The sequence below is a fragment of the Trichocoleus sp. DQ-A2 genome (genome assembly GCF_039961915.1).
Taxonomy (GTDB): domain Bacteria; phylum Cyanobacteriota; class Cyanobacteriia; order Cyanobacteriales; family FACHB-T130; genus FACHB-T130.
This window is the reverse complement of the sequence record NZ_JAMPKD010000005.1, coordinates 73,590-98,279: the sequence shown is the minus strand read 5'-3', so window position 1 is coordinate 98,279 and position 24,690 is coordinate 73,590. Positions and strand designations below refer to the sequence as shown.

The 24,690-nt window shown below is 48.0% G+C and carries 14 protein-coding genes; 7 read left to right on the top strand and 7 right to left on the bottom strand.

Features of this window, described 5'->3' with window-relative positions; genetic code table 11:
• Positions 1 to 105: 105 nt before the first annotated feature.
• Positions 106 to 2,373, bottom strand: a complete 2,268-nt coding sequence (locus NC997_RS06115) for a caspase family protein (RefSeq protein WP_242031509.1) — start codon at positions 2,371 to 2,373, stop codon at positions 106 to 108.
• An 87-nt stretch (positions 2,374 to 2,460) separates the two neighbouring features.
• Here NC997_RS06115 and NC997_RS06110 point away from each other — a divergent pair, with 87 nt between their 5' ends.
• Positions 2,461 to 2,745, top strand: a complete 285-nt coding sequence (locus NC997_RS06110; RefSeq protein ID WP_348225583.1) for a hypothetical protein — start codon at positions 2,461 to 2,463, stop codon at positions 2,743 to 2,745.
• A gap of 227 nt (positions 2,746 to 2,972) precedes the next feature.
• Here NC997_RS06110 and NC997_RS06105 read toward each other — a convergent pair whose 3' ends face one another.
• Positions 2,973 to 5,435: a CHAT domain-containing protein gene (locus NC997_RS06105; RefSeq protein WP_190530106.1), complete on the bottom strand. Its 2,463-nt coding sequence runs from the start codon at positions 5,433 to 5,435 to the stop codon at positions 2,973 to 2,975.
• Between the two features lie 67 nt (positions 5,436 to 5,502).
• A complete protein-coding gene (locus tag NC997_RS06100) occupies positions 5,503 to 6,822 on the bottom strand; it encodes a CHAT domain-containing protein (protein WP_190530104.1) in 1,320 nt (439 codons plus the stop codon).
• A gap of 276 nt (positions 6,823 to 7,098) precedes the next feature.
• Between NC997_RS06100 and NC997_RS06095 the strand changes: the two genes are divergently transcribed.
• The gene (locus NC997_RS06095; protein ID WP_190433498.1) at positions 7,099 to 8,292 is read left to right on the top strand and encodes an HhoA/HhoB/HtrA family serine endopeptidase; all 1,194 of its coding nucleotides are present in this window, start codon (positions 7,099 to 7,101) and stop codon (positions 8,290 to 8,292) included.
• A 266-nt stretch (positions 8,293 to 8,558) separates the two neighbouring features.
• On the opposite strand, the gene dnaK is transcribed toward NC997_RS06095, so the two are convergent.
• A complete protein-coding gene (gene dnaK / locus NC997_RS06090) occupies positions 8,559 to 10,484 on the bottom strand; it encodes a molecular chaperone DnaK (protein ID WP_190530102.1) in 1,926 nt (641 codons plus the stop codon).
• A gap of 490 nt (positions 10,485 to 10,974) precedes the next feature.
• On the opposite strand from dnaK, the gene NC997_RS06085 reads away from it, so the two are divergent.
• From NC997_RS06085 to NC997_RS06075, 3 genes are all read left to right on the top strand, one after another.
• Complete coding sequence (locus NC997_RS06085) at positions 10,975 to 12,012, top strand: ADP-ribosylglycohydrolase family protein (RefSeq protein ID WP_190530100.1); 1,038 nt, start codon at positions 10,975 to 10,977, stop codon at positions 12,010 to 12,012.
• A gap of 106 nt (positions 12,013 to 12,118) precedes the next feature.
• Complete coding sequence (dusB, locus tag NC997_RS06080) at positions 12,119 to 13,177, top strand: tRNA dihydrouridine synthase DusB (protein WP_190530098.1); 1,059 nt, start codon at positions 12,119 to 12,121, stop codon at positions 13,175 to 13,177.
• Between the two features lie 90 nt (positions 13,178 to 13,267).
• Positions 13,268 to 15,028: a serine/threonine-protein kinase gene (locus tag NC997_RS06075; protein WP_190530096.1), complete on the top strand. Its 1,761-nt coding sequence runs from the start codon at positions 13,268 to 13,270 to the stop codon at positions 15,026 to 15,028.
• A gap of 68 nt (positions 15,029 to 15,096) precedes the next feature.
• Here NC997_RS06075 and NC997_RS06070 read toward each other — a convergent pair whose 3' ends face one another.
• Both NC997_RS06070 and ligA read right to left on the bottom strand, forming a co-directional pair.
• Positions 15,097 to 16,020: a DMT family transporter gene (locus NC997_RS06070; RefSeq protein WP_190530094.1), complete on the bottom strand. Its 924-nt coding sequence runs from the start codon at positions 16,018 to 16,020 to the stop codon at positions 15,097 to 15,099.
• A gap of 89 nt (positions 16,021 to 16,109) precedes the next feature.
• Positions 16,110 to 18,155, bottom strand: a complete 2,046-nt coding sequence (ligA, locus tag NC997_RS06065) for an NAD-dependent DNA ligase LigA (RefSeq protein ID WP_190530093.1) — start codon at positions 18,153 to 18,155, stop codon at positions 16,110 to 16,112.
• A gap of 512 nt (positions 18,156 to 18,667) precedes the next feature.
• Here ligA and NC997_RS06060 point away from each other — a divergent pair.
• Together NC997_RS06060 and NC997_RS06055 are read left to right on the top strand one after the other, a co-directional pair.
• Positions 18,668 to 20,335, top strand: coding sequence for a DUF3352 domain-containing protein (locus NC997_RS06060; protein ID WP_190530091.1), 1,668 nt, complete (start codon positions 18,668 to 18,670; stop codon positions 20,333 to 20,335).
• A 181-nt stretch (positions 20,336 to 20,516) separates the two neighbouring features.
• Entirely contained in the window at positions 20,517 to 21,440 is a 924-nt protein-coding gene (locus NC997_RS06055) for a class I SAM-dependent methyltransferase (protein WP_190530089.1), read from the top strand.
• Positions 21,441 to 21,564: 124 nt separating this feature from the next.
• On the opposite strand, the gene NC997_RS06050 is transcribed toward NC997_RS06055, so the two are convergent.
• Positions 21,565 to 24,456: a tetratricopeptide repeat protein gene (locus NC997_RS06050; protein WP_242031508.1), complete on the bottom strand. Its 2,892-nt coding sequence runs from the start codon at positions 24,454 to 24,456 to the stop codon at positions 21,565 to 21,567.
• Positions 24,457 to 24,690: the final 234 nt, after the last annotated feature.

Sequence of the window (24,690 nt, the reverse complement as noted above, 5' to 3'; positions counted from 1 at the left end):
ATTTTTCAGTTGGCTGGAATATATTACGCTTCTAACGGTAGGGGCTTTTTGATTGTCATGCCCCTACAGATGTATCCCACCCCACCCTGAAATGGCGATAAATGCTTATGTTTCCACCGATTCAAAGGTAATTGACATCGCCGCCAACTCTTGAGTATCGACACGATTAATTAGCCCCAGCCCCCGAACATCCGTCTTTTCACCTCCACGACTATCTCCAGCGCCTCGGTTAAAGTCTTCTAGCAAACCGTCGATTAACTTGGTTGGTTCCTCACCCAGCGTCATTGGCAACCCTGATGCTTGCCCTCGCACCCTTGCCACTTCCTGCAATGCCTTGAGCGCTTGCTTAAGAGGAGTGCCACTGGCTATGATCAGAACCTCTACCATGCCGACGGGTTTTGCAACTTTAAATCTGAACTTATCTTTTCCCGCTTGCGGGATTTGCAGCGTTGCTCCTGCTTTTACCAGAGTCGCATTCTCTTCCACCGTCCAGGTATTGGGAAAAACGATTGTCATTTCTCCTTCGGGATCGATTACCAAAACGGATACGTGGAGATCCCGATCTTCTTGGTTCGTCACCACAAACTGAATCGGTGTCCCCAAGGGGAGTTTTGAGTTTTGAGTTGAAGAATTGCTGCTGTTTTGTGCGCCGCGAACCGGGAAAATCGTTGCAAATGTCTCGCCCTCCGCTCTTTTCATGGAAGCCACTACATTTAGCCGGGAGGAACCGGGATTGAGTATCATCTTGGCAATGTGAGCTGCTAGCAGTGACTTAAATTTCGGGGTAAGACGAGCGACAGCAGCTTCTATCGATTCACCAGATGCACCAAAAGAACCAGGAATTTGTTCTAGTGCTGGAGTAAATAAGCCGACACTGCCAATATCGGGCACAGACGTTAAATTGGGAGTCTTTCCGCTTCTCTGAAATTGACGATTCTCCTGTGTGATGCGACCTAAAAGGTAGGCGACATATTCTTCCTGTTGTACAGGCAATACTTCAAGGCGCACAATTGCCTTAAGCGCTTGTTCTGCCTTGGCTGTGTCGTTACCCAGCGATGGATCTAGACCAATCGGTAAGGTCATATCACTGGGAATCCCGCGCATTCGCTCTTGCAGCAATGTTCCCAGTTGCGGAGGCGAGGAAACCCCGCCCCTTCCTGCATTTAGGAGTTTGCCCCGCGCCGTTAATCCTTTGCGCGAGTTCGCTTCCAACTGTACCAATCCCTGCTCCTTGCCTTGAGCGTCTATCACTGTCAAAATCGCACCTCGATCGAAGGCAGGGATGCTTTGGGAATTGACACCTCCCAACCACAACTGCACCCCATCTCCCTCAACTTTGGTGATTACCGCTTCCGCTGGGAGAGTCTGTTGGTTTAGGAAGTAAGCGGGTTCCTCTTCATTGCTTTTTTGCTTAGCTTCATATTCTGGAATTTGACCCGTAGAAGAAATCTGGTTAGTAGTACGGGCAATATTTGCGATCGCACTCGCCACGGGTTCATCCCCGGTTTGCTGCCAAAGATACTGGGTCATCACATAAGTAAATGCCCCCGCCGCAAAGCCGTTGAAGCGCTGATCCGCCGCCAGTTGCTTGCGATCGGCGGCAGCAATGACGATCCCTTTGGCAACTCCTGCCCTGCGTGCCTGAATATACTCATCCGGGGATAAATTTACCCGCGATAGCAATTGCCGCTGATATTCTTTCTCCACTGGGCTGACTTTAACTTGCACGCCACCATCCAGCGCCCTGACGTTCAAATTCCCCCGTTTCCCGCCCCCAGCATGACAACTATCCAAAACCATTGTCAGGTTTTCTGTTTTTACCGCTGACGCCAGCAAAAACAGCGTGTGTCCTGTGATATCGGATGCAATACCCCCACGGCGACGGGCAACCAAAGGTAGGGAGTTATCGGCAGGGACAATGGTACTGTTTAAACAACTTTCGCTCAGTCTTAAGACCACTTCATCGCATTCTGGGCTGTCATCTACTCGCGAACCGTGCCCGGAGAAGTGAAACACCACAACATCTCCCGGCTTCGCTTGCCCAATCAGATATTCGTCAAATGCACCCAAGATACCTTCACGAGTGGCTTGAGCATCTGTCAGGATATGGACATCCTTCTTGTTGAAGCCAAAGCGGTGAATGAGTAGATGTTGCTGCATTTCCACATCGGTGATGCAACCCGCTAAGCGATCGCTACTATTTTGATAAGCGTTAATTCCCACCAGCAGCGCCAGTTTGCGGGGTGTGCTTTGCGCGAGGGCTTTGCCATAGCGATCGCCCTTTCGCATCACATCCAGATGGCTTAAACCCAAAGTTGCCAGCGTCGATCCGGCAAATTGCAAAAACTGACGGCGCTTGATGTGAGACATCATCAATGTTTCCTCAAGTGGTGCAGGATGAAAGGCTGAGATTACTGAAATCTTGTGTTCAACGAGCTATGTTGACGACGGCACAGATTAGTGACATGGTTAACTGTGTTCTATTTATATCGGAAGTCGTTAACGATGCGCTGCGCTATTTTAAGTCGTGCTGGTCAAGTTTTGGCAAACGGAAATTTTATCATTCAACAAGATGAAAATGGCGATCTGAGGTTGGATTTCCGCACAGATGGGGGCAAAATCCTCCAAGGAGGAATCATCGAGCCGGATGGCGACTTAACCTCAGCCAGTAAAGTTCTCTATCGCCAGTTTTTTGAAGCTTGGGGAGTCAGCGAGATCGCACTGACCGCTATGCCTAAGTTCTAGCGTCAACTTTGGGTGGAAACTTATTTTATTTGTCAGGTTGGTAATGGTTAATAAAGAATAGGTAGAAGGATAAAAAAACAATTATCCATTACTGACCAATCATCAAAAAAATAATTAACTAGATTCGATTTCACTTATTTTTCCTAATCGTTGTAGAAAAAATTTTGTCATTAGTTAGAAATAAATTCTCTAACAAATCTTTGTCAAGCGCTCAGATGAATATTGCCTTATTCAGCTTCGCCAATCAAAGTAAATGCTGCCCACTGCACGGGATCTGAATATTGTTGCTGTTTCATGGTTGTCAGCATCGCATTTCGCAATGCCGTAGCTTTATCAGCCTTTTGCTGAAGATTTTTATAAAACTCCGTCATCAAAAAAGCAGTCGAATTATCCGGGACTTGCCATAGAGAGACCACCACGCTAGGCACACCAGCGGAAATTAAAGAACGGGATAAACCAATAACACCATCGCCCGTAATGCGTCCTCGTCCGGTGTCGCAAGCACTGAGAACCACTAATTCAGCATTCAATTTTAGATTGAGGATTTCTTCAGCAGTGAGCAACCCATCATTCTGGTTAGATGGAGCGAGAGCGATCGCACTTCCCAATCCCCGGTAATCATCTAGTAAGCCATGAGTAGCTAGATGAATGATTCGCGCTTTAGGCAATGCTTGCGCGATCGCGACTTTGGTGGCTTGGCTACCAGTAATTGCTTGAGTTTTGAGTAATTTAGCAATATCTTTGGCTTCCTGTTCCGCCCACGGCAAATTAGATAACGGTTGCGCTGATTCTCCAGGGTTCAGCACCACTTTGGGCATTGTCGGATTGCCCACTACCAATGCCCCTTGTAGAGATGCGATTGATTGCTTCTCTACACGTTGCCTTTGCTGATGAGTTAAATCCAGCACTTGAATTGAAGGAGCCGTGAGAATCGTATGTTTTTCAATCAGGTATTTGCCAGAAGCATCTTGGAGAGCTGGGAAGGGGACTAGGAATAGTTCTGTTTGAGGGATAAAAATTACACGAGCATTCGGATCGGTTGGCAGCTCTTTGGCAATCGGTTCTATCAGTAATTGATGCAGATGCTGTAATCTTTTAGTTGGCCTTTCTTCCTCTATTAGCGCTACTTCAATGCCACCACGTCCCCTTACGCCCATTGATTGACGGGTGTTGGTAACAAGGTTTTGTAGAGAAGAATTCTCTTTTTGCCACAAGGGTTTGAGGTCACTGCGACCAAATGTCACTTCACCTGTGGGTTTGATAATCCAAATAAAAAGTTCTGATTCCTTGGTTTGTTGTTTACCTTGAACTTTGAACTCATTGTAAATAATCGAATATTGAACGAGGGTGGCATTTTGAGTTTTGGCAATTTGTTGAATCTGTGAAATTGTCGGCTGTAGATACTTTGCCGGTAACGTCTCTACAGAGTTCGGGGATAATCGCCTCGACAGCAACTCCACAAACGCCCGTGCCCGACCCCGTTCGGCAATTTCCAGTGCTGCATCGGTCTTATTCTGAGCAATCAGGACTTGTTGTAAAGTGCGATAGGTGCGAACTTGCTGCTCGAAAATTGAAACTTTATTGGCATCGTCGCTGCCTAATCTTTCTCGGAGAGATTCCCTAACCTCCATTCCATCGATTAGAGTTTTCTCTGCTGCCGCAAGATTGCCAGATTTGTAGAGAGCAACTCCCAGATTTTCCAGAGCTGTCCCCTCACTTTGGCGGTCTTTAATCTCCCGTGCGATCGCCAACACCTGCTGGGAGTACTCAATCGCCTTGGCATAGTCCCTCAGGTCAAGGTAAGCAAGTCCCAGATTTCCCAGAGCTTTCCCCTCACCCTGGCGGTCTTTAATCTCCCGCGCGATCGCCAACACCTGCTGGGAGTACTCAATCGCCTTGGCATAGTCCCTCAGGTCAAGGTAAGCAAGTCCCAGATTTCCCAGAGCTTTCCCCTCACCCTGGCGGTCTTTAATCTCCCGCGCGATCGCCAAATGCTGCTGTTGGTACTCAATGGCCTTGGCATAGTCCCCCAGGGAACGGTAAGCAACTCCCAGATTTCCCAGTGCTGTCCCCTCAATTTGGCGGTCTTTAATCTCCCGTGCGCTCGCCAAATGCTGTTGTTGGTACTCAATCGCCTTGGCATAGTCCCCCAGGTTAAGGTAAGCAACTCCCAGATTTCCCAGAGCTGCTCCCTCACTTTGGCGGTCTTTAATCTCCCGCGCGATCGCCAAATGCTGCTGTTGGTACTCAATGGCCTTGGCATAGTCCCCCAGGGAATCGTAAGCAACTCCCAGATTTCCCAGAGCTTTCCCCTCACCCTGGCGGTCTTTAATCTCCCGCGCGATCGCCAAATGCTGCTGTTGGTACTCAATGGCCTTGGCATAGTCCCCCAGGGAATCGTAAGCAACTCCTAGATTTCCCAGTGCTGCTCCCTCACCCTCGCGGTCTTTAATTTCTCGATAGATAATCAGTGCCTGTTGCCAAGACTGTAATGCTGCCTCAAATTGACCGATCTGATACTGGTGAATCCCTTGATCTAGCAGTCGGTCGGCTTTCGCTTTCCGGTCAGCTTGGGTTTGAGCTAACACCCGTGGCGCTCTTAAAGGTGCTGGAAAATTGGCAGCTAAAGGTGCCGAGACGGAGGCAACAAAGGCGATGAAGGCGATTAGACTGATTCTACGAGAATGCATAGTTGGCTAGGTAAATGAACTGAGTTGTCAAATAGCTGGGATGAAGATAGGCACAGAGGCGCTGTCTCTACGGTTCGCCGATGAGGATGAAAGCCGCCCAGTTTATTGGGTTGGGGTGCTGTTTCATCGTCGCTAGCATGGCGTTTTGCAGTGCAACTGCTTTATCGGGATTCGATTGCAGATTTTTATAAAACTCGGTCATTAGAAAGGCAGTCGGCTCATCCGATATCAACCCTAGGGGAGCGATCGCGCTGGGAACTCCCGCTGCTAGAAAAGAGCGCGTTAGCCCAATCACGCCATCTTCGGTAATGCGACCCAAACCCGCATCACAGGCGCTCAGGACAACTAACTCAGCGTTTAGCTTCAAATTCAGGATTTCTTCTGCTGTCAGCAACCCATCATCGGTGTTAGAGGGAGCCAAAGCGATCGCATTTCTCAATGCCTCCTCCTCATCGATTAACCCAGTCGTTGCGAGATGAATAATTCGCGCTTGGGGCATTTGCTGCACAATCGCGGTCTCAGTTGCTGCGTCGCCGGTAAGCGCTTGGGTATTGAAGAGATTCGCGATCGCGTTTGCTTCCTGTTCCGCTCCGGGCAGTTGCTGTAACAACACCGGCTTTTGTCCTATCTTGGGAGGAACGCGGGGCATCGTCGGATTCCCCACCACCAGCACATCCTTGGCAATCCCTTGGATTCGCTGTCGATGCTTGTAAAGTAAAGCCAGCGCCTGAATTGAGGGAGCGGTAAAAATTGCGTGTCGCTCGATCAGGTATTTGCCTTGTTTATCTTGCAGCGCTGCGAAGGGAAGCAGAAACAGAGATTTTTGCGGGATAAAGGCGACACGAGCGTTCGGAGCTTTTGGCAACAATTCGGCAATCGGCTCAACGAGCAGCTGATGAAGTTGCTGTAACTGCTTGCTTGGGCGATTGTCCTGTTTTGTCGTTACGAAGATGCCACTCTTATTTGCAGCACTCCCAATCCCCATCGCCGCACGACTACTACTCACCAACTCTGAGAGAGAGGTATTTTGCTTCTGCCACAACGGTCTCAGGTCAACCCGTCGTAAGGTGATTTCACCTGTGGGTTGAACCACCCAAATCAGCAGTTCTGATTCCTGGGTTTGTTCTTTTCCTTGAACGGGGAACGTCTCGTAATTAATTGAGTATTCAACCAGTGTGGCGTTGTGTTCCTTAGCAACTTGTCGAATTTGTTCGATATTGAGCGGATTGACGGTCGCTGGAGCCTCTGGAGTTTGTGCCAACATCTGAGAGCCAGGGAAAATTTCAGCCGTCTTCCCTGGGAAAGGGGTTAAGACAGTCGCCACAAAAGTAATCAGTAAGGGTACAAGGCTTTGCACCCCGGCAAGGCTGATTTTCTGGAGTTGCATGGCTGACAAGGTAAGTAGATGTACGGACAGTGTTTACACTGTCTTAGCCCAGGGAATCGGGTGTGTCCAGTGTTGGCTTTATCCTTGAGTAGTGGTAACGCCAACTTGACAGACCAAGCGATCGCGTATGCACTCTGATGCGCTGTTTGTGCCTCCTCTTGGGCACCCCAATATCTTGAAACCCAGTTAAAACTCTACCCAAATGCTGCTCATCCACAGCATTTTTTGATTAGAGTGGAATTATTACCTGTATTGCTGTCCTTCAGCCCAAAGACCATGAGTTTACTTGTCAAACAGCTGACCACTTATCTAGCTTTGCTGGCTATCGGCGGTGGTGCAGGAATATATGCCAGTCGCCATTTCGCAGCAGACAACCCCAGTGTCGAAGGCAGAATCCCATCAGCGATTCCAGCCGCGCTACAGCAAATCTCCCCGCCCCAGAATCGCGCTCCCCAAGAGAACCTGAATTTTATTGCCGAAGCAGCCGAAAAAGTTGGCCCTGCTGTCGTGCGAATTGATGCGGCTCGTACCGTATCGCAGGACATTCCAGATACTTTCAGAAGCCCGTTTTTCCGACGATTTTTTGGGAACGAAACGCCGGTTCCGGAAGAACGGGTGGAACGAGGTACCGGATCTGGCTTCATTCTCAGTGCTGATGGTCGCTTAATGACAAATGCCCACGTTGTCGCGGGGTCAGATAAGGTCAAGGTGACGCTCAAAGATGGTCGGACGATGGAAGGTCGAGTGGTGGGAGCCGATCCGGTTACGGATGTGGCAGTTGTCAAAATTGATGCGACAAAGTTGCCGACGGTACGCTTGGGAGACTCGAATAACTTAATACCGGGACAGTGGGCGATCGCAATTGGCAATCCCCTCGGTCTAGATAACACGGTGACGGTGGGTATCGTCAGCGCGACGGGTCGCTCCAGTTCGCAGGTAGGTGTCCCGGATAAGCGAGTCAGATTTATCCAAACCGATGCCGCTATCAACCCCGGTAACTCTGGTGGCCCCTTGTTAAATGCCAGGGGTGAAGTGATTGGGATTAATACAGCCATTCGCGCGAATGCTCAAGGACTCGGTTTTGCCATCCCGATTGAAACCGCCGAACGAGTCGCCAATCAGCTATTTAGCAAAGGTCGCGTCGAGCATCCCTACATGGGAATTCAAATGGTAACGCTGACGCCGGAACTAAAAGACGACATTAACAAAGACAATGAGGCAGGCTTCAAAGTTACGCAGGATAAAGGCGTTGTCATCGTTCGGGTGGTCAAAAACTCACCCGCAGAACGCGCTGGCTTGCGTGCAGGAGATGTGATCCAGAAAGTTGGCGGTCAAGCGGTCGCAAGTGCCGATCAAGTGCAAGAACGGGTAGAAGCGAGTAGCGTCGGCTCCAGATTAGAAGTAGAGGTCAACCGTAGCGGTCGGACTGAAACTGTCCAAGTACAACCTGGTGCCTTCCCCGTGGAATAGTACAGATAATTTTATCTGTTTTAAACGCAAAGGTAGCGCTGTCGCGCCGCTTCGCTAACGCAAAAGTTGACGCAAAGCAGTAGTAGGCTGGGTTGAGACACGAAACCTAGCATCTTAGACTAGACCCGCTCCGCAGAAGCGGGTCTTTTTGACACAAGCAGAAAGTAACCCTGCGTCTTTTTGTCAAAAAAAGGGCTGATGAGCGCCCAGAAGCAATTCATCAACCCTTATTAGCAATTAGCACTTAGCACTTAGCACTTAGCTAATTACTTGCTTTCCGTAAAATCAGCATCAATTACATCATCCCCAGTACCAGTGGACTGACTGGAACCACCACCACCAGGGGTGCCGGTGCCATCGCCAGGAGCTGCACCTGCGCCGCCTGCTTGTTGATAGATGTTCGTGCCGATGGTGTAGAGAGCCTGCTGTAGCTCTGTGGTGAGCGTCTTGATGCGATCATCGTCTTCTTTAGCGATCGCATCGCGCAGGTCTTTGACCAATCCATCGACTTTGCTCTTGTCAGCAGCGGGAACCTTGTCGCCCAAGTCAGCCATTTGCTTCTCAGCTTGGTACACGAGGGAGTCAGCTTGGTTCTTGCGGTCAATCTTCTCACGACGCTCCCGGTCAGTGGAGGCATTTTGTTCGGCTTCCTTAACCATCCGCTCCACTTCGTTTTGGGGCAGGGTGGAAGCACCCGTGATGCTGATTGATTGCTCTTTACCAGTACCGCGATCCTTAGCGGTGACGTTCAGGATACCGTTGGCGTCAATATCGAAGGTAACTTCAATTTGTGGCATTCCACGAGGAGCCAGAGGAATTCCATCCAGACGGAAGATCCCCAACTCTTTGTTGTTCGCCGCCATCTCCCGTTCGCCTTGCAGAATCTTGATTTCTACGTTGGTCTGATTATCTACAGCAGTAGAGAAGACCTCAGACTTCTTGGTAGGAATCGTGGTGTTGCGGGGGATAATCTTGGTCATCACGCCACCGAGGGTTTCCACACCCAAAGACAGCGGGGTAACGTCGAGTAGCAACAGTCCTTCAGTTCCAGCTTCACCTGTGAGGACACCGGCTTGAATTGCGGCACCGATAGCTACCACTTCATCCGGGTTGACGGTTTGATTGGGTTCTTTGCCCAAAACCCGCTTCACCAGTTCTTGTACGGCAGGAATCCGGGTAGAACCACCGACCAGCACGACTTCATTAATTGCACTCTTGTCTTGCTTGGCGTCGCGCAGGGCGTTCTCCACAGGAATGCGGCAGCGATCGATCAAGTCAGCGCAGAGTCCTTCAAACTGAGCGCGAGTCAGGGTCATATCCAGGTGCTTTGGACCATCCTGGGTAGCGGTGATAAATGGCAGGTTGATTTCCGCTTGTGTGACGCTAGATAACTCAATCTTGGCTTTTTCAGCGGCTTCGGTGAGACGCTGGAGGGCTTGACGGTCTTTGCGGAGGTCAATGCCTTCAGATTTTCTGAATTCTTCGGCTAAGTAATCAACGATTTTCTTGTCGAAGTCGTCACCACCCAGGTGAGTGTCGCCAGAGGTCGCTAACACTTCAAATACGCCATCGCCCATTTCCAGGATGGATACGTCGAAGGTACCGCCACCCAGGTCAAATACCAGAATGGTTTCGTTGGCCTTTCTTTCGAGTCCGTATGCCAAGGAAGCGGCGGTCGGCTCGTTGATAATCCGCATTACATCAATCCCGGCAATCTTACCAGCATCTTTGGTAGCTTGGCGCTGGGAGTCGTTGAAGTAAGCGGGAACGGTGATTACAGCTTGGGTAACGGTCTCTCCAAGGTACTTGCTGGCATCATCCACCAGCTTGCGAAGCACTTGGGCAGAAATTTCTTCTGGTGCAAACTGCTTGCTCTGAGCGGGGCAGTCTAGCTTAACGTTGCCGTTGCTATCGCGCAGCACTTTGTAAGAAACTTCGGTGGCTTCGTGGGTGATTTCTTCAAACTTGCGTCCGATAAAACGCTTTACCGAATAGAAGGTGTTTTCGGGGTTCATCACCGATTGACGCTTGGCGATTTGACCCACTAAGCGATCGCCATTTTTGGCAAATGCTACGACAGAGGGGGTTGTCCGAAAACCTTCTGCGTTAGCGATCACGGTGGGTTTACCACCTTCCATCACTGCTACGCAGGAGTTTGTCGTACCTAAGTCAATTCCAACTACTTTTGCCATAGGGGTATTTCGGCTTCCTAATAACTACAAAAACTTTTGAGGGCGGATACGGAACTACAAATTGAACCAACCGGGTTAAATCAGCAGCTCTTTCCAGATTTAATAACCATTGGTGCGTGCGTACCGATCTATATAGTGTGCGGGATTAGCCACTCTGGTGTTGTGGGGTTTTCCGAACCTGAGGAAGGACGGTTAACCTTCAGGAGGCATCCCCTTTGGCTCAATCACTTAACATCTGCTGATTGCTTTCACTGTGTCTACTGTAAGGAAATCAGGGGCTTTAGGTATGGGGGCAAGCCGTAATTAAATAGGTGTATTTGCCGTCTAGAGGAATTCAACGCGATCGCGATTAGCTCATTGGACTCTCTACCAACACCACCTAAATCATTCACGATTAGTTCGTTCTCAAAGCTTGTATTATATGTATTACAAAGGATGCGATTTTCGAGCCATCGTTCGGAATTTCTAAAAAAGAAGAGTTGTACTAGCTATGGGCCGTGCTTCTGGATGCCTGTTTGGTTTAGCTTTTGGTGACGCGCTTGGTGCCGTAACTGAGTTTCTCAATGTTGAGGAGATCCTGCGCCGCTTCCCACCCCAAGGGCCGCAGCAACCAATGGGCAATCCGGCTTGCGTTACAGATGACACGCAGATGACTTTAGCGGTTGGAGAGGCACTCCTAGAAGTAACGTCGCCTTTTCTCGCTGACAACTTAGAGCCGCCTCTGCGCCGCGCCTTTATCGACTGGTGGTGCAGCCCCGACAATAACCGGGCACCGGGAAGAACTTGTCTAAATGCCTGCGCTAACTTGGCGACTGACCTGCCGTGGCAGCAGGCAACGGTGGCAAACTCAAAGGGTTGTGGAGCCAATATGCGGGTGGCACCCGTGGGACTCGTCAAGAATTTGAACGAAACGACCCGCGCCGCGATCGCTCAGTTCCAGGCAGCTTTGACCCACGGGCACCCCACCGCTCTTGCCGCCTCAGATTTAACTGCTAGAGCGATCGCTGACCTGGTAGCGGGTGGCGATCCCAAAGGGCTACCTTCTCGACTTCGCGCCTATGCTGAGGAGCAACGCTCGATCTACCATGCCAACTGGCTGGGGTTGCTCTGGCAACGTCCCTCTATCAATACACCAGAGGAATTTATCAGTCGTGGCTGGGATGAATGTTTGTCCATCCTTGATCGTCTGGATGCCGCCTTGGCAGAACCGAACCGGGATGCAGACCCCTGTTTAGCAACGGGGGAAGGATGGATCGCAGAAGAAGCCTTTGCCACAGGTCTACTGTGCTTTCTACTGTTTCCTGAAGAGCCAGTAGCGGCGCTCCGGCGTGCGGCACTCACCGCAGGCGATTCAGACTCTATCGCCTGCCTCACGGGTGCTTTCGCCGGAGCCTATTTAGGGATGGCAGCATGGCCCGAAGATTGGGTAAGCCGCATCGAGTACCGCGATCGCTTAGCAACACTGGGCAACCGATGGGATGAGGAAGCAACTTCAGATGCCAGTCGCCCTCAGGTGCCGTTATCGTGAGCGATCGCGATTCACAATAAAGATAGGGGCGATCGCCATGAAGCTCAAATGGTTCAACAGCGATCGCTCGTAAAATGAAAAAGCCCGGTTGACCGCGATAAAACCTATGGTTACTCTTTCTCCTACTCTGCAATCCCGACTCTCGACACCGCTGAAAATTGGCTCTTTTGAAGTCAGAAGCCGGGTTTTACAATCGCCCCTCTCTGGCGTTACCGATATGGTGTTTCGTCGCTTGGTGCGTCGCCATGCACCTGACTCGATGATGTACACCGAGATGGTGAACGCGACGGGACTCCATTACGTGAAGGAACTCCCCAAGATTATGGAGGTAGATCCGAACGAAAGACCGATTAGCATTCAGTTGTTTGACTGTCGCCCCGATTTCTTGGCAGAAGCGGCTGTAATGGCTGTGGAAGAGGGCGCTGATACGGTTGATATCAACATGGGATGCCCGGTCAACAAAATTACCAAAAATGGTGGCGGTTCTTCGTTGTTGCGGCAACCAGAGGTCGCTGAGGCAATTGTCCGGGCGGTCGTGAAGGCGGTGAATGTGCCGGTGACGGTGAAAACCCGCATCGGTTGGACAGATAAGGAAATTAATATTCTGGACTTTGCCAAACGGATGGAAGATGCGGGGGCGCAAATGATTACAGTCCACGGTCGCACCCGTTCCCAAGGTTACACTGGTCCTGCCAAGTGGGAGTGGATTGGGAAAGTGAAGGAAATTCTCTCGATTCCAGTGATTGCCAATGGCGATATGTTTTCCGTGGAAGCGGCGGTGAAGTGTTTGGAACAAACCGGCGCAGATGGGGTGATGTGTTCGCGGGGAACTCTGGGTTATCCCTTTTTAGTGGGAGAAATTGACTATTTCCTAAAAACTGGGCAAGAAAAGACGCCACCAACGCCGATACAACGGTTGGAATGTGCCAAAGAACATCTGCAAGCTTTGTGGGAATATAAAGGCGATCGCGGCATTCGGCAGGCACGAAAACACATGACTTGGTATGCCAAGGGTTTTGCCGGTGCTGCGGAGTTGCGCGGACATCTAGCGGTGATCGAAAACCTTGAGCAGGGGTTGGAGACGATCGATCGGGCGATTGAACGACTGGCTAATTCTACTTGGCAGGAGGTTGAACAAGAGGAGTTAGCATTGGTGGAAGTTTGAACCACTCTAGGCGCAGAGGGCGCGAAGGAGAACAAGGCAAGGAAAGCGATCGCCTAGAATAGACGCCATCTACCTGCATTGTTTGCTGTCATGAGCAACTCCTCACACACTTCGAGTCCCCGTCCCCGCTATCAGACCCTTCGAGAACTTGGGCGCAATCGCGCCGGGGGTCGCATCACTTATCTGGCAAAGGATAACGTCACAGAACAGTCAGTCATCCTGAAGCGATTTCTATTTGCCCAAGTTGGGTCTGAATGGTCGGGTTTTAAAGCTTACGAGCGCGAGATTCAAGTCTTGCGAGGACTCGATCATCCGGGAATTCCCCGTTATCTCGATTCTTTTGAAACCCCATCTGGCTTTTGTATGGTGCAGGAGCATAAAGACGCCCTGCCTTTATCCTCTCCGCGCAGTTTTGACCCGGATGACATCCAGAAAATTGCTGCTTCTGTCCTAGAAATTCTTGTTTATTTACAAAATCGGATTCCATCTGTAATTCATCGGGATATTAAACCTGAAAATATCCTCGTAGACGAACAACTAAATGTTTATCTGGTGGATTTTGGCTTAGCTCGAATTGGCAGTGGGGAAATGGCAATGAGCAGCGTCGCCGCCGGGACATTTGGGTTTATGGCACCCGAACAGATATACAACCGCCAGCTAAACGAAGCGACAGATTTATATGGTTTAGGCGCAACACTCATTTGCTTATTAACTGGGACAAAATCAACGGCAATTGACACCTTATTTGATGAAGATGGTCGCCTTAATTTCAAGCCGCTGCTTCCCAAGCTGAGCCTGCGTTTTGTGGATTGGCTCTCAAAAATGGTCGAACCCAAAGCAAAAGACCGTTTCCCTAATGCTACGGCTGCTTTGGAAGCTCTCAAGCCGATTTATGTTAATCGTTTACCGGAAGTTAAATTTAGCCAACTGGCTCTGGAATTAAAAACAACACAACTAGGCGAAAAATTAACTCAAACCGTTAGGGTTAATAATTCCGTGCCAGACACTTTGCTAGAAGGGACTTGGGAAGTAGCCCCCCACGACAGCGATCCGCGCTATTCCAATTCTCATGCTTGGATTTCCTTTGAACCAGCCACATTTAAGGGTAATCATGCTGATTGCAAAATCACCGTGAATACAAATAAGTTGATGGCAGATAAAACCTATAGTCGTCAGATTTTATTACACACCAATTCTTCCCCAGAAACTTACCCGCTCACGATTACAGTTCGCACAACTCTGCTTGAAACTCCAAAGCCGCCTTATATTTCAATGGCTTTGCTATTAGGAATTGCTTTAGCAATGACTGGATTTTGGACAGGTGCGATCGCTTGGATGGTCGCAATTCTATTCAAATTTACCTCTTGGACATCTGTAGCAATTTTTGAAGTTGGAGTAATCGCGGTATTTTTGGCTTGGTTTAGCGCCGGAACTCTACTGGCAGCAGTTGGCATCAGAACTGTGCTAGGCATAAAGATTGCAGCTTGGTTGACCACTGTGACAATGTTAGTTGTTTTGTTGTCATCAGGGTTCTTACCGGCGGCGATTACTGCCTTGGGAACCTTGGCAGGTCTAGTAATTGGCTTCCTAAATGGGGCAGTAATTAAAAATTATAAAGAAAGGGGATTTCCTGAAAAGATTGCCATTGGCAGCGCACTTTTAATAACAGGTTTCGGCATGAGCTTAGGGACAGGATTCAATATCGGCTTCTTCAATTTCTTTCTGTTTTTATCCTTACTAGGAACCAGTTTATCCTTAGCTGCTATCATGTATTATCCATATCAACAGCGAGAAAAACTGATGGCTAACTATCGCCATGCAACACAAACTAGGCGTCTGATTAAGCCATAGAAGAGATATTGAGGTAAAGAGCGGAATAAAAAGGGCGAGCGCTCTTTTTATTTCGCTTGATTATGCATTCAACGGGCTTTCCCTAAGGCGATCGCTATCGAACCAGATATTACAAAAATTGCCCCTACGACTCCTAAAACAGTGAGGCGTTCTGGGGCAATTAGGGTTGGTAAAAACCTTGAAACTGCTGATACAGAGATTAAAGTGACAATGGGAGTTGTTGCTAAGACTGCACTTACTCGCGATGCTTCCCAGTGTTCCAAAGATTCAGCAAAAGCACCGTAAGCGATGATGGTATTCAAAGCACAGAAAAGCAGCATTCCTAAATGTAAAGGATTCAGCGTCAGAATGGGTTGAGGTGCCGCAAATGGGCTAAACAAAATCGCACAGCCTCCATAAATCAGCAGCATAATATTTGAAGACGGTAATTTTTGCAAAAGCTGCTTCTGAGCTAAAGCATAAATCGCCCAGGTTACTGCTGCAAAAAAGATTAATCCGCAGCCGATTAAATATTTGCCTTGTGCTGTAATTAAGTTGGCTAATTGTTCGTGAAAGAACAGCGCAAAACCTAAGGTGAGGACGCTTAAGCCCGCCCATTGACGCAGGGTATAACGTTCTTTGAAAACAACCAATCCTCCTAAACCCATTAAAACTGGAGCGAGTTGAATGAGAACTTGGGCGTTAGCGGGTGAAGTTTGGTGTAAACCTTGTAGGAAAAGAATGTAATTAGCTGCTAAAAATAAGATAGCGATCGCTAACAACCCCAGCGGCATTGAGCGCAATTTTTCGACAGGTGGTAGTTGCTTGCGTGCGGCTAAATAAATGGCTAGCAGCCCAAAGGATACCAAAAAGCGAAACCAAGTGACGGTGTAAACATCGAGTACCTGTAGCGTTACCGTCAAGGCAATGGGCAGAATTCCCCACAAAAATACAGTTACAAGCGATAAGGCTAGCCCTAATCGCCATCTACCGGAACTAGCGTGAAGTGGCATTGGTATATTCTGATAAAAAGGGAAAAGGAGCGATACGTTTTGTGCCGCACGCTCCTACAATCTTTCCTTTGTGTGTTTGCTGTTGACATCTAATCTTCGACGATTTCCAGCAGTTCGGCTTCACTCAGTTGGGTGATTCCCAACGCTTCAGCCTTTTCTAACTTGGAACCCGCATCTTCCCCTACCAGTAAGTAGTCGGTTTTAGCGCTAACGGAACCCGTGACTTTACCACCGGCTTTTTCAATCAACGCTTTCGCCTCGTCGCGCTTGAGAGTCGGCAATGTGCCAGTAATCACAAAGGTTTTGCCTTGTAGGGGCGAGGGAACGCTTCTACTTTCTGTGGATGGGGCTTCTATGTCACCGGCGAGTTGCAAACCCGATGCTTTCAGTCTGTCAATTAACGCCTGATTCGCCGGGACTTGAAACCAGTCGTAAACAGCGTGGGCAATTTCTGGGCCAATGCCGTACACTGCTTCAATATTCGCTGCGGATGCCGTAGCGAGTTGCTCAACGGTGGTGAATTTTTGAGTTAAAGTTTGGGCATTGACACTGCCGACGTGACGAATCCCCAAACCGTATAATACCCGCGACCAAGGCTGAGTTTTTGAGTGCGCGATCGCATCCACCAATTTCTGGGCTAACTTCTTACCCATCCGTTCCAAAGTTCCCAACCTATCAGCGGTTAAATCGTATAAATCTGCAACCGAATTCACCACTCCTTTATCCACCAACTGGTGCATTAATTTTTCGCCCATGCCGTTAATATCCAGTGCATTACGGCTTGCCCAGTGAACCAGCGCCCCTTTGAGAATGGCGGGACAAGAAGCATTCACGCAGCGCGTTACCGCCTCATCAACAGGTTTTACCACTGGCTGATTGCACACCGGGCAACAGGTGGGCATTTGGAAGGGTTGAGTTCCCTCTGGGCGGAGTTCTGGCAGTACGCGCACCACTTCGGGAATGATTTCCCCGGCTTTGTGGATAATCACCGTATCGCCAATCCGAATATCAAGCGATCGCACATAATCAATATTGTGCAATGTGGCTCTTTGTACAGTTGTCCCAGCTAATTGCACTGGCTGCAACTCTGCCAACGGCGTCAGCGCCCCCGTTCGCCCCACATTGATAGAAATATTTTCCACTCGCGTTGGTGCCTCTTCCGCCGCGTATTTCAGCGCCACTGCCCAACGGGGAAACTTTTGCGTAAATCCCAACTGTTCCTGAAGCGGAATCGAATTGAGCTTCACGACGACCCCATCGGTCATATAGGGTAGATTTAATCGCCCCGTATTCCACTCGTCATAATAATCCCGAACATCTTCTAAAGACTGGCAAAGCTTGCGATTGGGATTCACCTTAAATCCCATTTGTTGCAGCAATTCCAACGATTCCCACTGAGTTCGGGCAACCTCGGCATCATGCTTCCCAGGAATTTGCAACGTATAGGCAAAGAAATCTAGCCGCCGCTTTGCCACAATCCGAGAGTCTAATTGCCGCAAGGTTCCCGCCGCTGCATTGCGAGGATTGGCAAATAACTGCTCGCCAGCTTGCTGCCGTTCCTGATTAATTTGCTTAAACACATCTAAGCCTAAAAACGCCTCGCCGCGAACTTCTACGTGAGTGGGAGGGCTTTCTAAATTCAATCGCAAGGGAATAGCGCGAATTGTCCGCACATTCTGAGTAATATCTTCCCCCGCGATGCCATCCCCCCGCGTCGTCCCTCTCACCAAAATGCCATTTTCATAGGTGAGAGCGATCGCAGAACCATCAATTTTCAACTCCGCGACATATTCAAAAGCATTGAGTTCGGGGACTTGTCGCCGCCAGCGTTCCTGCCATTTGGCAAATTCCTGAATATTAAAGGCATTTTCCAAACTATAGAGAGGGATATTGTGCCGCACCGAGGAAAACTGAGTTGCCGGTTTCTCACCCACGCGCTGAGTGATGCTGTCCGGTGTTACCAGTTCTGGATACTGGGCTTCTAAGTCTTGCAGTTCCCGATACAGCCGGTCATAGATGGCATCCTCCATGATGGGAGCATCCTGGACATAGTAGGCATAACTAGCTTTGTCCAACAACTGTCGCAGTTCCTGTACCCGCTGCTTGACTGCCTGTGTCACTTCCACAGCATCCATCCCTACTTAAAACTCTATCTGTTTCCGCTTTTAGTCTAACTGCCATCACCAGATATAGAACGGCTCTCAATGGATTTCAACACAACCGGAACCTTGCCCCCAGCTCCCTCTCCGCTTTTCGAGAGCCAAGGTGGTTTCATACAGTCACAGAAAATATCGAGGCATTGCGACATTTAGTAGGGGCATAAACACGCCCCTACTAAGTGAAAGAGGAGAGGGAATTTATTGTTGAAAGAATTTTAGAGCGCGATCGCTTAGCCTTATCTGACGCGAAACCTCTCACTTCGTATCAGCAGGCGATTTTTGTATTTAAACTTCATATTTCTGGTTTGCGGAGTTTATCCAAATCAGGTTGAAGTATTCCAATAACAATCCTTTTAGTAGGAATCATGACTAAGCAAAATTACGAATTTTCCTTACAGCGATTCCCGCTAAATCCGCAAAATCCACAATGCCATTTGTGGATGTATCGATAACAATCACAAGCAGTAATAATCTAAGGAAAAATTTAAATGTCTGAAAGAAGACCAAATCGTATAGTTCCTATTATTGTTGGCACTGCCGTTGTAGTAGCGGGAGGCATCGGTACTTATCTTTACTTGAAGGGTGCTTTTAGCGATGCAACCAGCCCTCTTGCAAGTGCCAAAGTAGTGCCAGATGAAGCATTAATGGCGGGTTTTGTCTCCACCGATCCGAAAAACTGGGCGCAATTGCAACAGTTTGGGACTCCGGAAGCCCAAAAATTGGTTGATAAAGGGCTGAAGGATTTCAACAAAGAGATGTTGACTGAATCCAACATCAATTATGAAAAAGATGTTAAGCCTTGGCTGGGTAGCGTGATGTTTGCCGTTCTGCCATCACCGACTGTAAAACCGGCACAAGCGACACCCCCCAAATCGTCACCGGAAGTCCGGATGTTGATGGTGGTTGGCGTCAAAGACAAAGTAAGTGCTTTAAGTTTTGCAAATAAGCTGAAAGCCAAGAAAGCTGGAACCAAACAAATAGATTACAAAGGCATCACGATAGAGGAAACCACAGATAAAAGTGGCAAAACCTACACGGCTTTGTTAGACAGTCATTTAGTGATGTCTGATGAAAAAGAAGCGGTGCAACTCGCCATTGATACCTTTAAAGGACAACCTTCATTTGCTAGCAAAGCAGGTGCAGCCAGCCTTCTGACTAAGGGTGTAGACGTACAAAACTCTATCGCTCAATTCTATATCCCCGATTATGCGGGGACGGTGCAGCAAGCACTGGCAAACAATCCGAATACGCCCCCGCTTCCTCCAGAAACCCTAAAGCAGTTAAAGGCTGTGCAGTCAGTGGTGATGGGTGTTGGGATTGATAATGCCGGTGTGAGAATGAAGGCGATCGCAAAGGTAGATCCCTCGGTGATGAAAGTTCAGTACAAAGCTTCTCCCGGCAAAGTCGCATCTCAACTTCCGGCTGAGACAATTGCCCTCATTGCTGGAAATGGAATCAGCCAAACTTGGGCAACAGTTGTCGAACAATCCAAAGCCGATCCCCAAGTCCAGCAAGGGTTTGACATAGCAAGACAGCAACTCAAACTCGTCAATCTTGACCTGGATAAAGATATCTTCGGATGGATGGATGGGGAATTTGCTCTGGCGGCGATTCCATCGACCAAGGGAATCTTAGCACCCGTTGGATTTGGTGGAGCTTTGGTATTTCAAACCAGCGATCGCAAAACGGCTGAAGCCACTTTCAACAAATTGGATGCGATCGCTAAAGGAAACTCAATCACCGTAGCGCCTAGAAAAATTCAGGGTAAAACCGTTACCGAATGGCAAATGCCGCAACAAGGCGCTTTCTTAGGGCATGGTTGGATAGATGAAAACACGATGTATGTGGCGATTGGTGGTCCCATCGCCGATGTCATGGCAAACAAGCCCAGCCAGCCTTTGGACAATAGCACATCTTTTAAAACGGTCACGGGGTCTTTGCAGAAGCCAAACGCAGGCTATTTTTACCTCGACATGGACAAAACCATGTCTTTAGTGAATCGCCAACTACCTCCAGCACAAAAGAGTTCCATCACGCCTGAAACCACTGCAATTCTGAATTCCATGCATGGTATTGGTTTGACGGTTACTCAACCAGACGCATCAACGGGTCAAGTTGAGGTGTTACTTGCACTCAAGCCTAAAACGGGCAAATAGGAAGTCGCTGGGAATAAGTAATTGGTAATATTCTTGAAGGGTGGGCATTGCCCACCCTTCAAGCTTTGGTGGGATAAAAGCTCATCCTACTGAGACATTTTTATTCAGAATTGGAAATGGGTCACAAGGTCATTTGTTACTTACGATTACCCATTACCCATTACCCATTACCCATTACCTTATGACTACCACAGTAAATACTGAACTCGGATTATCTTCACGCTTGGTAAACGGATTGCTAGCGATTAAGCCATTAGCCAATCTAGCCAAGCAGCAAGCGCGTTCAATGATGATCAAACGCGCCGAGAAGATTGGAGTGCCTTGGAGAAAGCAAGTACAGACGTTTTCACAATACGACTGGGAAAGTCATCTGGCTCAAGTAAAAAACCCCCAACTGACTTACCCAGAATATTACCTGCGAGCGTTCCATGCCTACGACAGCGGTAACTTAAGCTGGGAAGCCGCTTGGGAAGTAGAAGTTGCGGCTTATGCTGTTCACGCCGGAATTTGGCCTGATGCGGGGGCGCAAGGAGATGCCAGATTGCGCCAGAGTTATCTTGATATTCTCAAAAATGAAATCGCTACTCAACCACAAGATATTTTAGATTTGGGATGCAGTGTGGGAATGAGTACGTTTGCCCTCCAAGATACTTATCCCCAAGCAAAGCTGACGGGTTTGGATCTGTCGCCTTATTTTCTAGCAGTTGCCCACTACCAATCCCAACAGCACCAAAAATCGATTTCCTGGGTTCATGCTGCTGCTGAATCCACAGGCTTGCCAGATGCCTCCTTCGATTTAGTTTCTATCTTTTTGATGTGCCACGAGTTGCCTCAGTCAGCAACTATGCAGATTTTCCGCGAAGTGCGGCGCGTACTGCGTCCCGGTGGCTGTTTGGCAATTATGGATATGAATCCTCAATCTGAGATTTATACCAAAATGCCGCCCTACATCTTGACATTGCTCAAGAGTACCGAGCCTTATTTAGATGAGTATTTTGCGTTGGATATTGAACAAGCGCTAGTAGATTCGGGTTTCACTGCGCCGACAATTACCCGCAATACTCATCGTCACCGCACGGTAATTGCAAAAGTGAAGCAGAATTAAAAATTCAACATTAAGAAAGAGTTTCTTTTTCGTTTCGCGCAAAGACGTTAAGAAAAACTTAGCGGCTTTGCGCGACATTATCATCTGTCCAATGTGCAACGCCTGGAAATTCTTCAATTTTTAATTATTCTGCTTCTCCAATTAAAGTGAATGCCCCCCAGTCTTTAGGATTTGGATGTTGCTTCATGGTGCTTAGCATAGCGCTTCGCAGGGCGGCGGCTTTATCGGGTGTTTTTTGAAGATTTTGATAAAATTCTGTCATCAATGAGGCTGTAGGAGCATCTGGCACTTGCCAGAGAGACACAATTACGCTGGGTACACCCGCACTCATTAAGCTGCGAGATAAGCCGATCACACCATCACCAGTGATTCTGCCTCTACCTGTGTCGCAAGCACTCAGGACAACTAATTCGGCATTGAATCTCAAGTCTAGAATTTCTTCAGCGGTGAGTAAGCCGTTATCGTTGCCAGATGGAGCCAACGCGATCGCACTTCCCAATCCTCGAATATCATCTAGTAAACCATGAGTCGCGAGATGAATGATTCGTGCTGTGGGTATTTGTTGCAGAATCGCTGCTTTCGTTGCCTCAGAGCCGGTGAAAGCTTTAGTCTTAAACAGAGGCGCGATCGCTAAAGCTTCTCGTTCTGCACCCGGTAAGCTTGGTAACTGAGTTGGCGGCTCGCCAATTTTTTCAGGAACACTTGGCATTGTGGGATTTCCAACTATCAATACATCTTGATTTGGTACAGAAGTAGAACTTCGCGTTCCTACAAGCTGTTGTTGCTGATTTGTTAAATCCAGTACCTGAATTGAAGGTGCCGTGAGGATAGTATGTTGTTCGATTAAGTATTTGCCAGAAGCATCTTGCAATGCTGGGAAAGGAACTAGAAACAGTTCGCTTTGTGGAATAAAGATAACACGAGCATTTGGGTCTTTTGGGAGCAGGTCAGCAATGGGTTTAATGAGTAGTTCGTGAAGTTCCTTAAAACCTTGTTTTGCTGGACTTCCAGGAACTTTAGCCTCTACACCTAAACCACGACCTCTAACACCAATCGATTCGCGGCTGCTGACAACAAGCTCTTCTAAAGAACTCTTTTTTTGCTGTCGCAAAGACTTAAGGTTGACTTTACGAAAGGCAATTTCGCCGGTTGGTTTAACTACCCAAATATAAATTTCAGATGTTTGGGATTGCGATCTTTTCCCTATAGCATCTATGTCTTCATAGACAATAGAATATTCAACCAAGGTAGCGTTCTGAAGCTTGGCAATCTCTTTGATTTTGTTGATATTCGGTGAGGTAAGCGTAGCTTGAACGGATGCTTCAGATAACCGCGAAGCTAATAGCTCAACAAAGGCTCTTGCTCTCCCCCGTTCAGCAATTTCCAATGCGGCTTCTATTTTATTTTGGGCAAGTAAAACTTGTTGCAAATTGCGATAAGTGCTGACTTGATCTTCAAAAAGTGATACTTTACTAGCATCATTTCTACCTAATCCGGATCGGACAGAGTCTAATACTTCGATTCCATTTTTTAAATATGTTTCGGCTTCCGATAGCTTACCAGCACGCATAAAAGTTAGCCCTAAATTGTTTAAGGCGATAGCTTCCCCTCGTTTATTTTTAATTTCGCGAGAAATTGCGAGATCCTGCTGAAAGTAATTAATCGCTTTATCGTACTCGCCCATAGAATTATAAACGAGTCCCAAATTGCCTATCGCTTTTGCTTCCCCGCGTTTATTATTATTTTGTTTGGCTAAGGCTAAGCTTTGTTGATAGTATTCACTGGCTTGCCGGTAATCTCCCAGATTTTGATAGGAGAGAATTCCCCAAAAATTTAAGATATCTGCTTGCAAATCACGATCGTTGATTTCTTGGGCGATTTTCAAGCTTTGCTGATAAAATTCTTTTGCTTTATCTGTTGTGCCACTTTCTTGATAAATGTTTCCTAAGTTTAGGATTGTTTGGGCATATAATTTCCGTTTTTCTCGAACTTCTAAAGCACTTTGTTGATTACTGGGTTCATCGGTAATTGCTAAGCTCTGCTGATAATAGCGAATTGCTTGTGAAGAATCATTCAAATTTTTATATACAGTGCCTAAATTAGACAGAATACCTGCTTCTGATTGGCGAGCGTTAATTTTTCTGGCAATGGTTAAGCTTTGCTGATAATATTCAATCGCTTCCTGATATCTTGATAAATTGGCATAAATCCCGCCCAAATTATTCAAAATTTCTACTTCAATTGCCGATTCCCCCATTTCCCGCGCCATAACTAAACTTTGTTGATATTTATCAATAGATTGGGAGTATTCAGCGAGGGATTCATGAACATGACCCAGAAGTGCAAGAATTACCTGTTGGCTAGAGCGATCTTTCAGTTCTTGGGCAATGACTAAACCTTGTTGGAAGAACTTTCGAGCTTCAGGGTAGTTGTCCAGCAACTGATAGTAACTTCCGATAGATGTAAGAGCAGCTCCTTCAGCCCTACGTTCTTTGAGTTGCTGAAAAATAGGGAGTGCTTGTTGCCAAGAATCAATCGCTTTCTGATAGTTTCCTATTTGTTGATAAGCAAGAGCCAGCATACCAAGAGCGGCTGCTTCACTTTTATTATTTTTAATTTCCCGTGCAAGAGTTAAACTTTGTTGCAGATACTCGATTGCTTGGGGATGTTGCCCCAGCGCCGAGTACGTACTTCCCAATTGTCTAAGATTCTTCGCTTCTAAGGGACGATCGGCAATCTCTCGCGCGATCGCTAAACTTTGCTGTTGGAAATCAATTGATTGAGAGTACTGTTGCACCCAATAGTAAATACTTGCCAGGTTTGCTAGAGCGGTTCCCTCTCCCTGACGATCTTTGAGTTCTCGATAAATCGTCAATGCCTGTTGTATCGACTGTAAGGCTTTGTCAAGTTGACGGTTATCAATCTGCTGAATACCTTGTTCTAAAAGGCGTTCAGCTTCTGCTTTGCGGGATTCTGAAGTTTGCGCCAACACCTGTGTTATGGAAGGCGCGTTCAAAGGCGCTGAAATGGTAGCTAGGAAGGCGATAAGCGCGAAGATTCCGAGTTGAGGGCGCATAGCTGAAGGAAGATGTTGATTGAGTGCAGCTTACAGTCTTAGCCCAGACTGATAGGGAGTGTCCAGTGGCGCAGGGGAAAGAAAACGCAGATCGCTCTCGGTACACATTCCCGTTAAGATTATCCAGTAAATTGTCCGATAATGGCTTGCGTCTTGAGTAATTGCGCGATCGCT

Coding starts and splice junctions, on each gene's coding strand:
- NC997_RS06095 (WP_190433498.1), top strand. CDS start 7,099: ATGAGTTTACTTGTCAAACAGCTGACCACTTATCTAGCTTTGCTGGCT.
- NC997_RS06100 (WP_190530104.1), bottom strand. CDS start 6,822: ATGCAACTCCAGAAAATCAGCCTTGCCGGGGTGCAAAGCCTTGTACCC.
- NC997_RS06075 (WP_190530096.1), top strand. CDS start 13,268: ATGAGCAACTCCTCACACACTTCGAGTCCCCGTCCCCGCTATCAGACC.
- NC997_RS06055 (WP_190530089.1), top strand. CDS start 20,517: ATGACTACCACAGTAAATACTGAACTCGGATTATCTTCACGCTTGGTA.
- NC997_RS06085 (WP_190530100.1), top strand. CDS start 10,975: ATGGGCCGTGCTTCTGGATGCCTGTTTGGTTTAGCTTTTGGTGACGCG.
- NC997_RS06105 (WP_190530106.1), bottom strand. CDS start 5,435: ATGCATTCTCGTAGAATCAGTCTAATCGCCTTCATCGCCTTTGTTGCC.
- dnaK (WP_190530102.1), bottom strand. CDS start 10,484: ATGGCAAAAGTAGTTGGAATTGACTTAGGTACGACAAACTCCTGCGTA.
- dusB (WP_190530098.1), top strand. CDS start 12,119: ATGGTTACTCTTTCTCCTACTCTGCAATCCCGACTCTCGACACCGCTG.
- NC997_RS06060 (WP_190530091.1), top strand. CDS start 18,668: ATGTCTGAAAGAAGACCAAATCGTATAGTTCCTATTATTGTTGGCACT.
- NC997_RS06115 (WP_242031509.1), bottom strand. CDS start 2,373: ATGATGTCTCACATCAAGCGCCGTCAGTTTTTGCAATTTGCCGGATCG.
- ligA (WP_190530093.1), bottom strand. CDS start 18,155: ATGGATGCTGTGGAAGTGACACAGGCAGTCAAGCAGCGGGTACAGGAA.
- NC997_RS06070 (WP_190530094.1), bottom strand. CDS start 16,020: ATGCCACTTCACGCTAGTTCCGGTAGATGGCGATTAGGGCTAGCCTTA.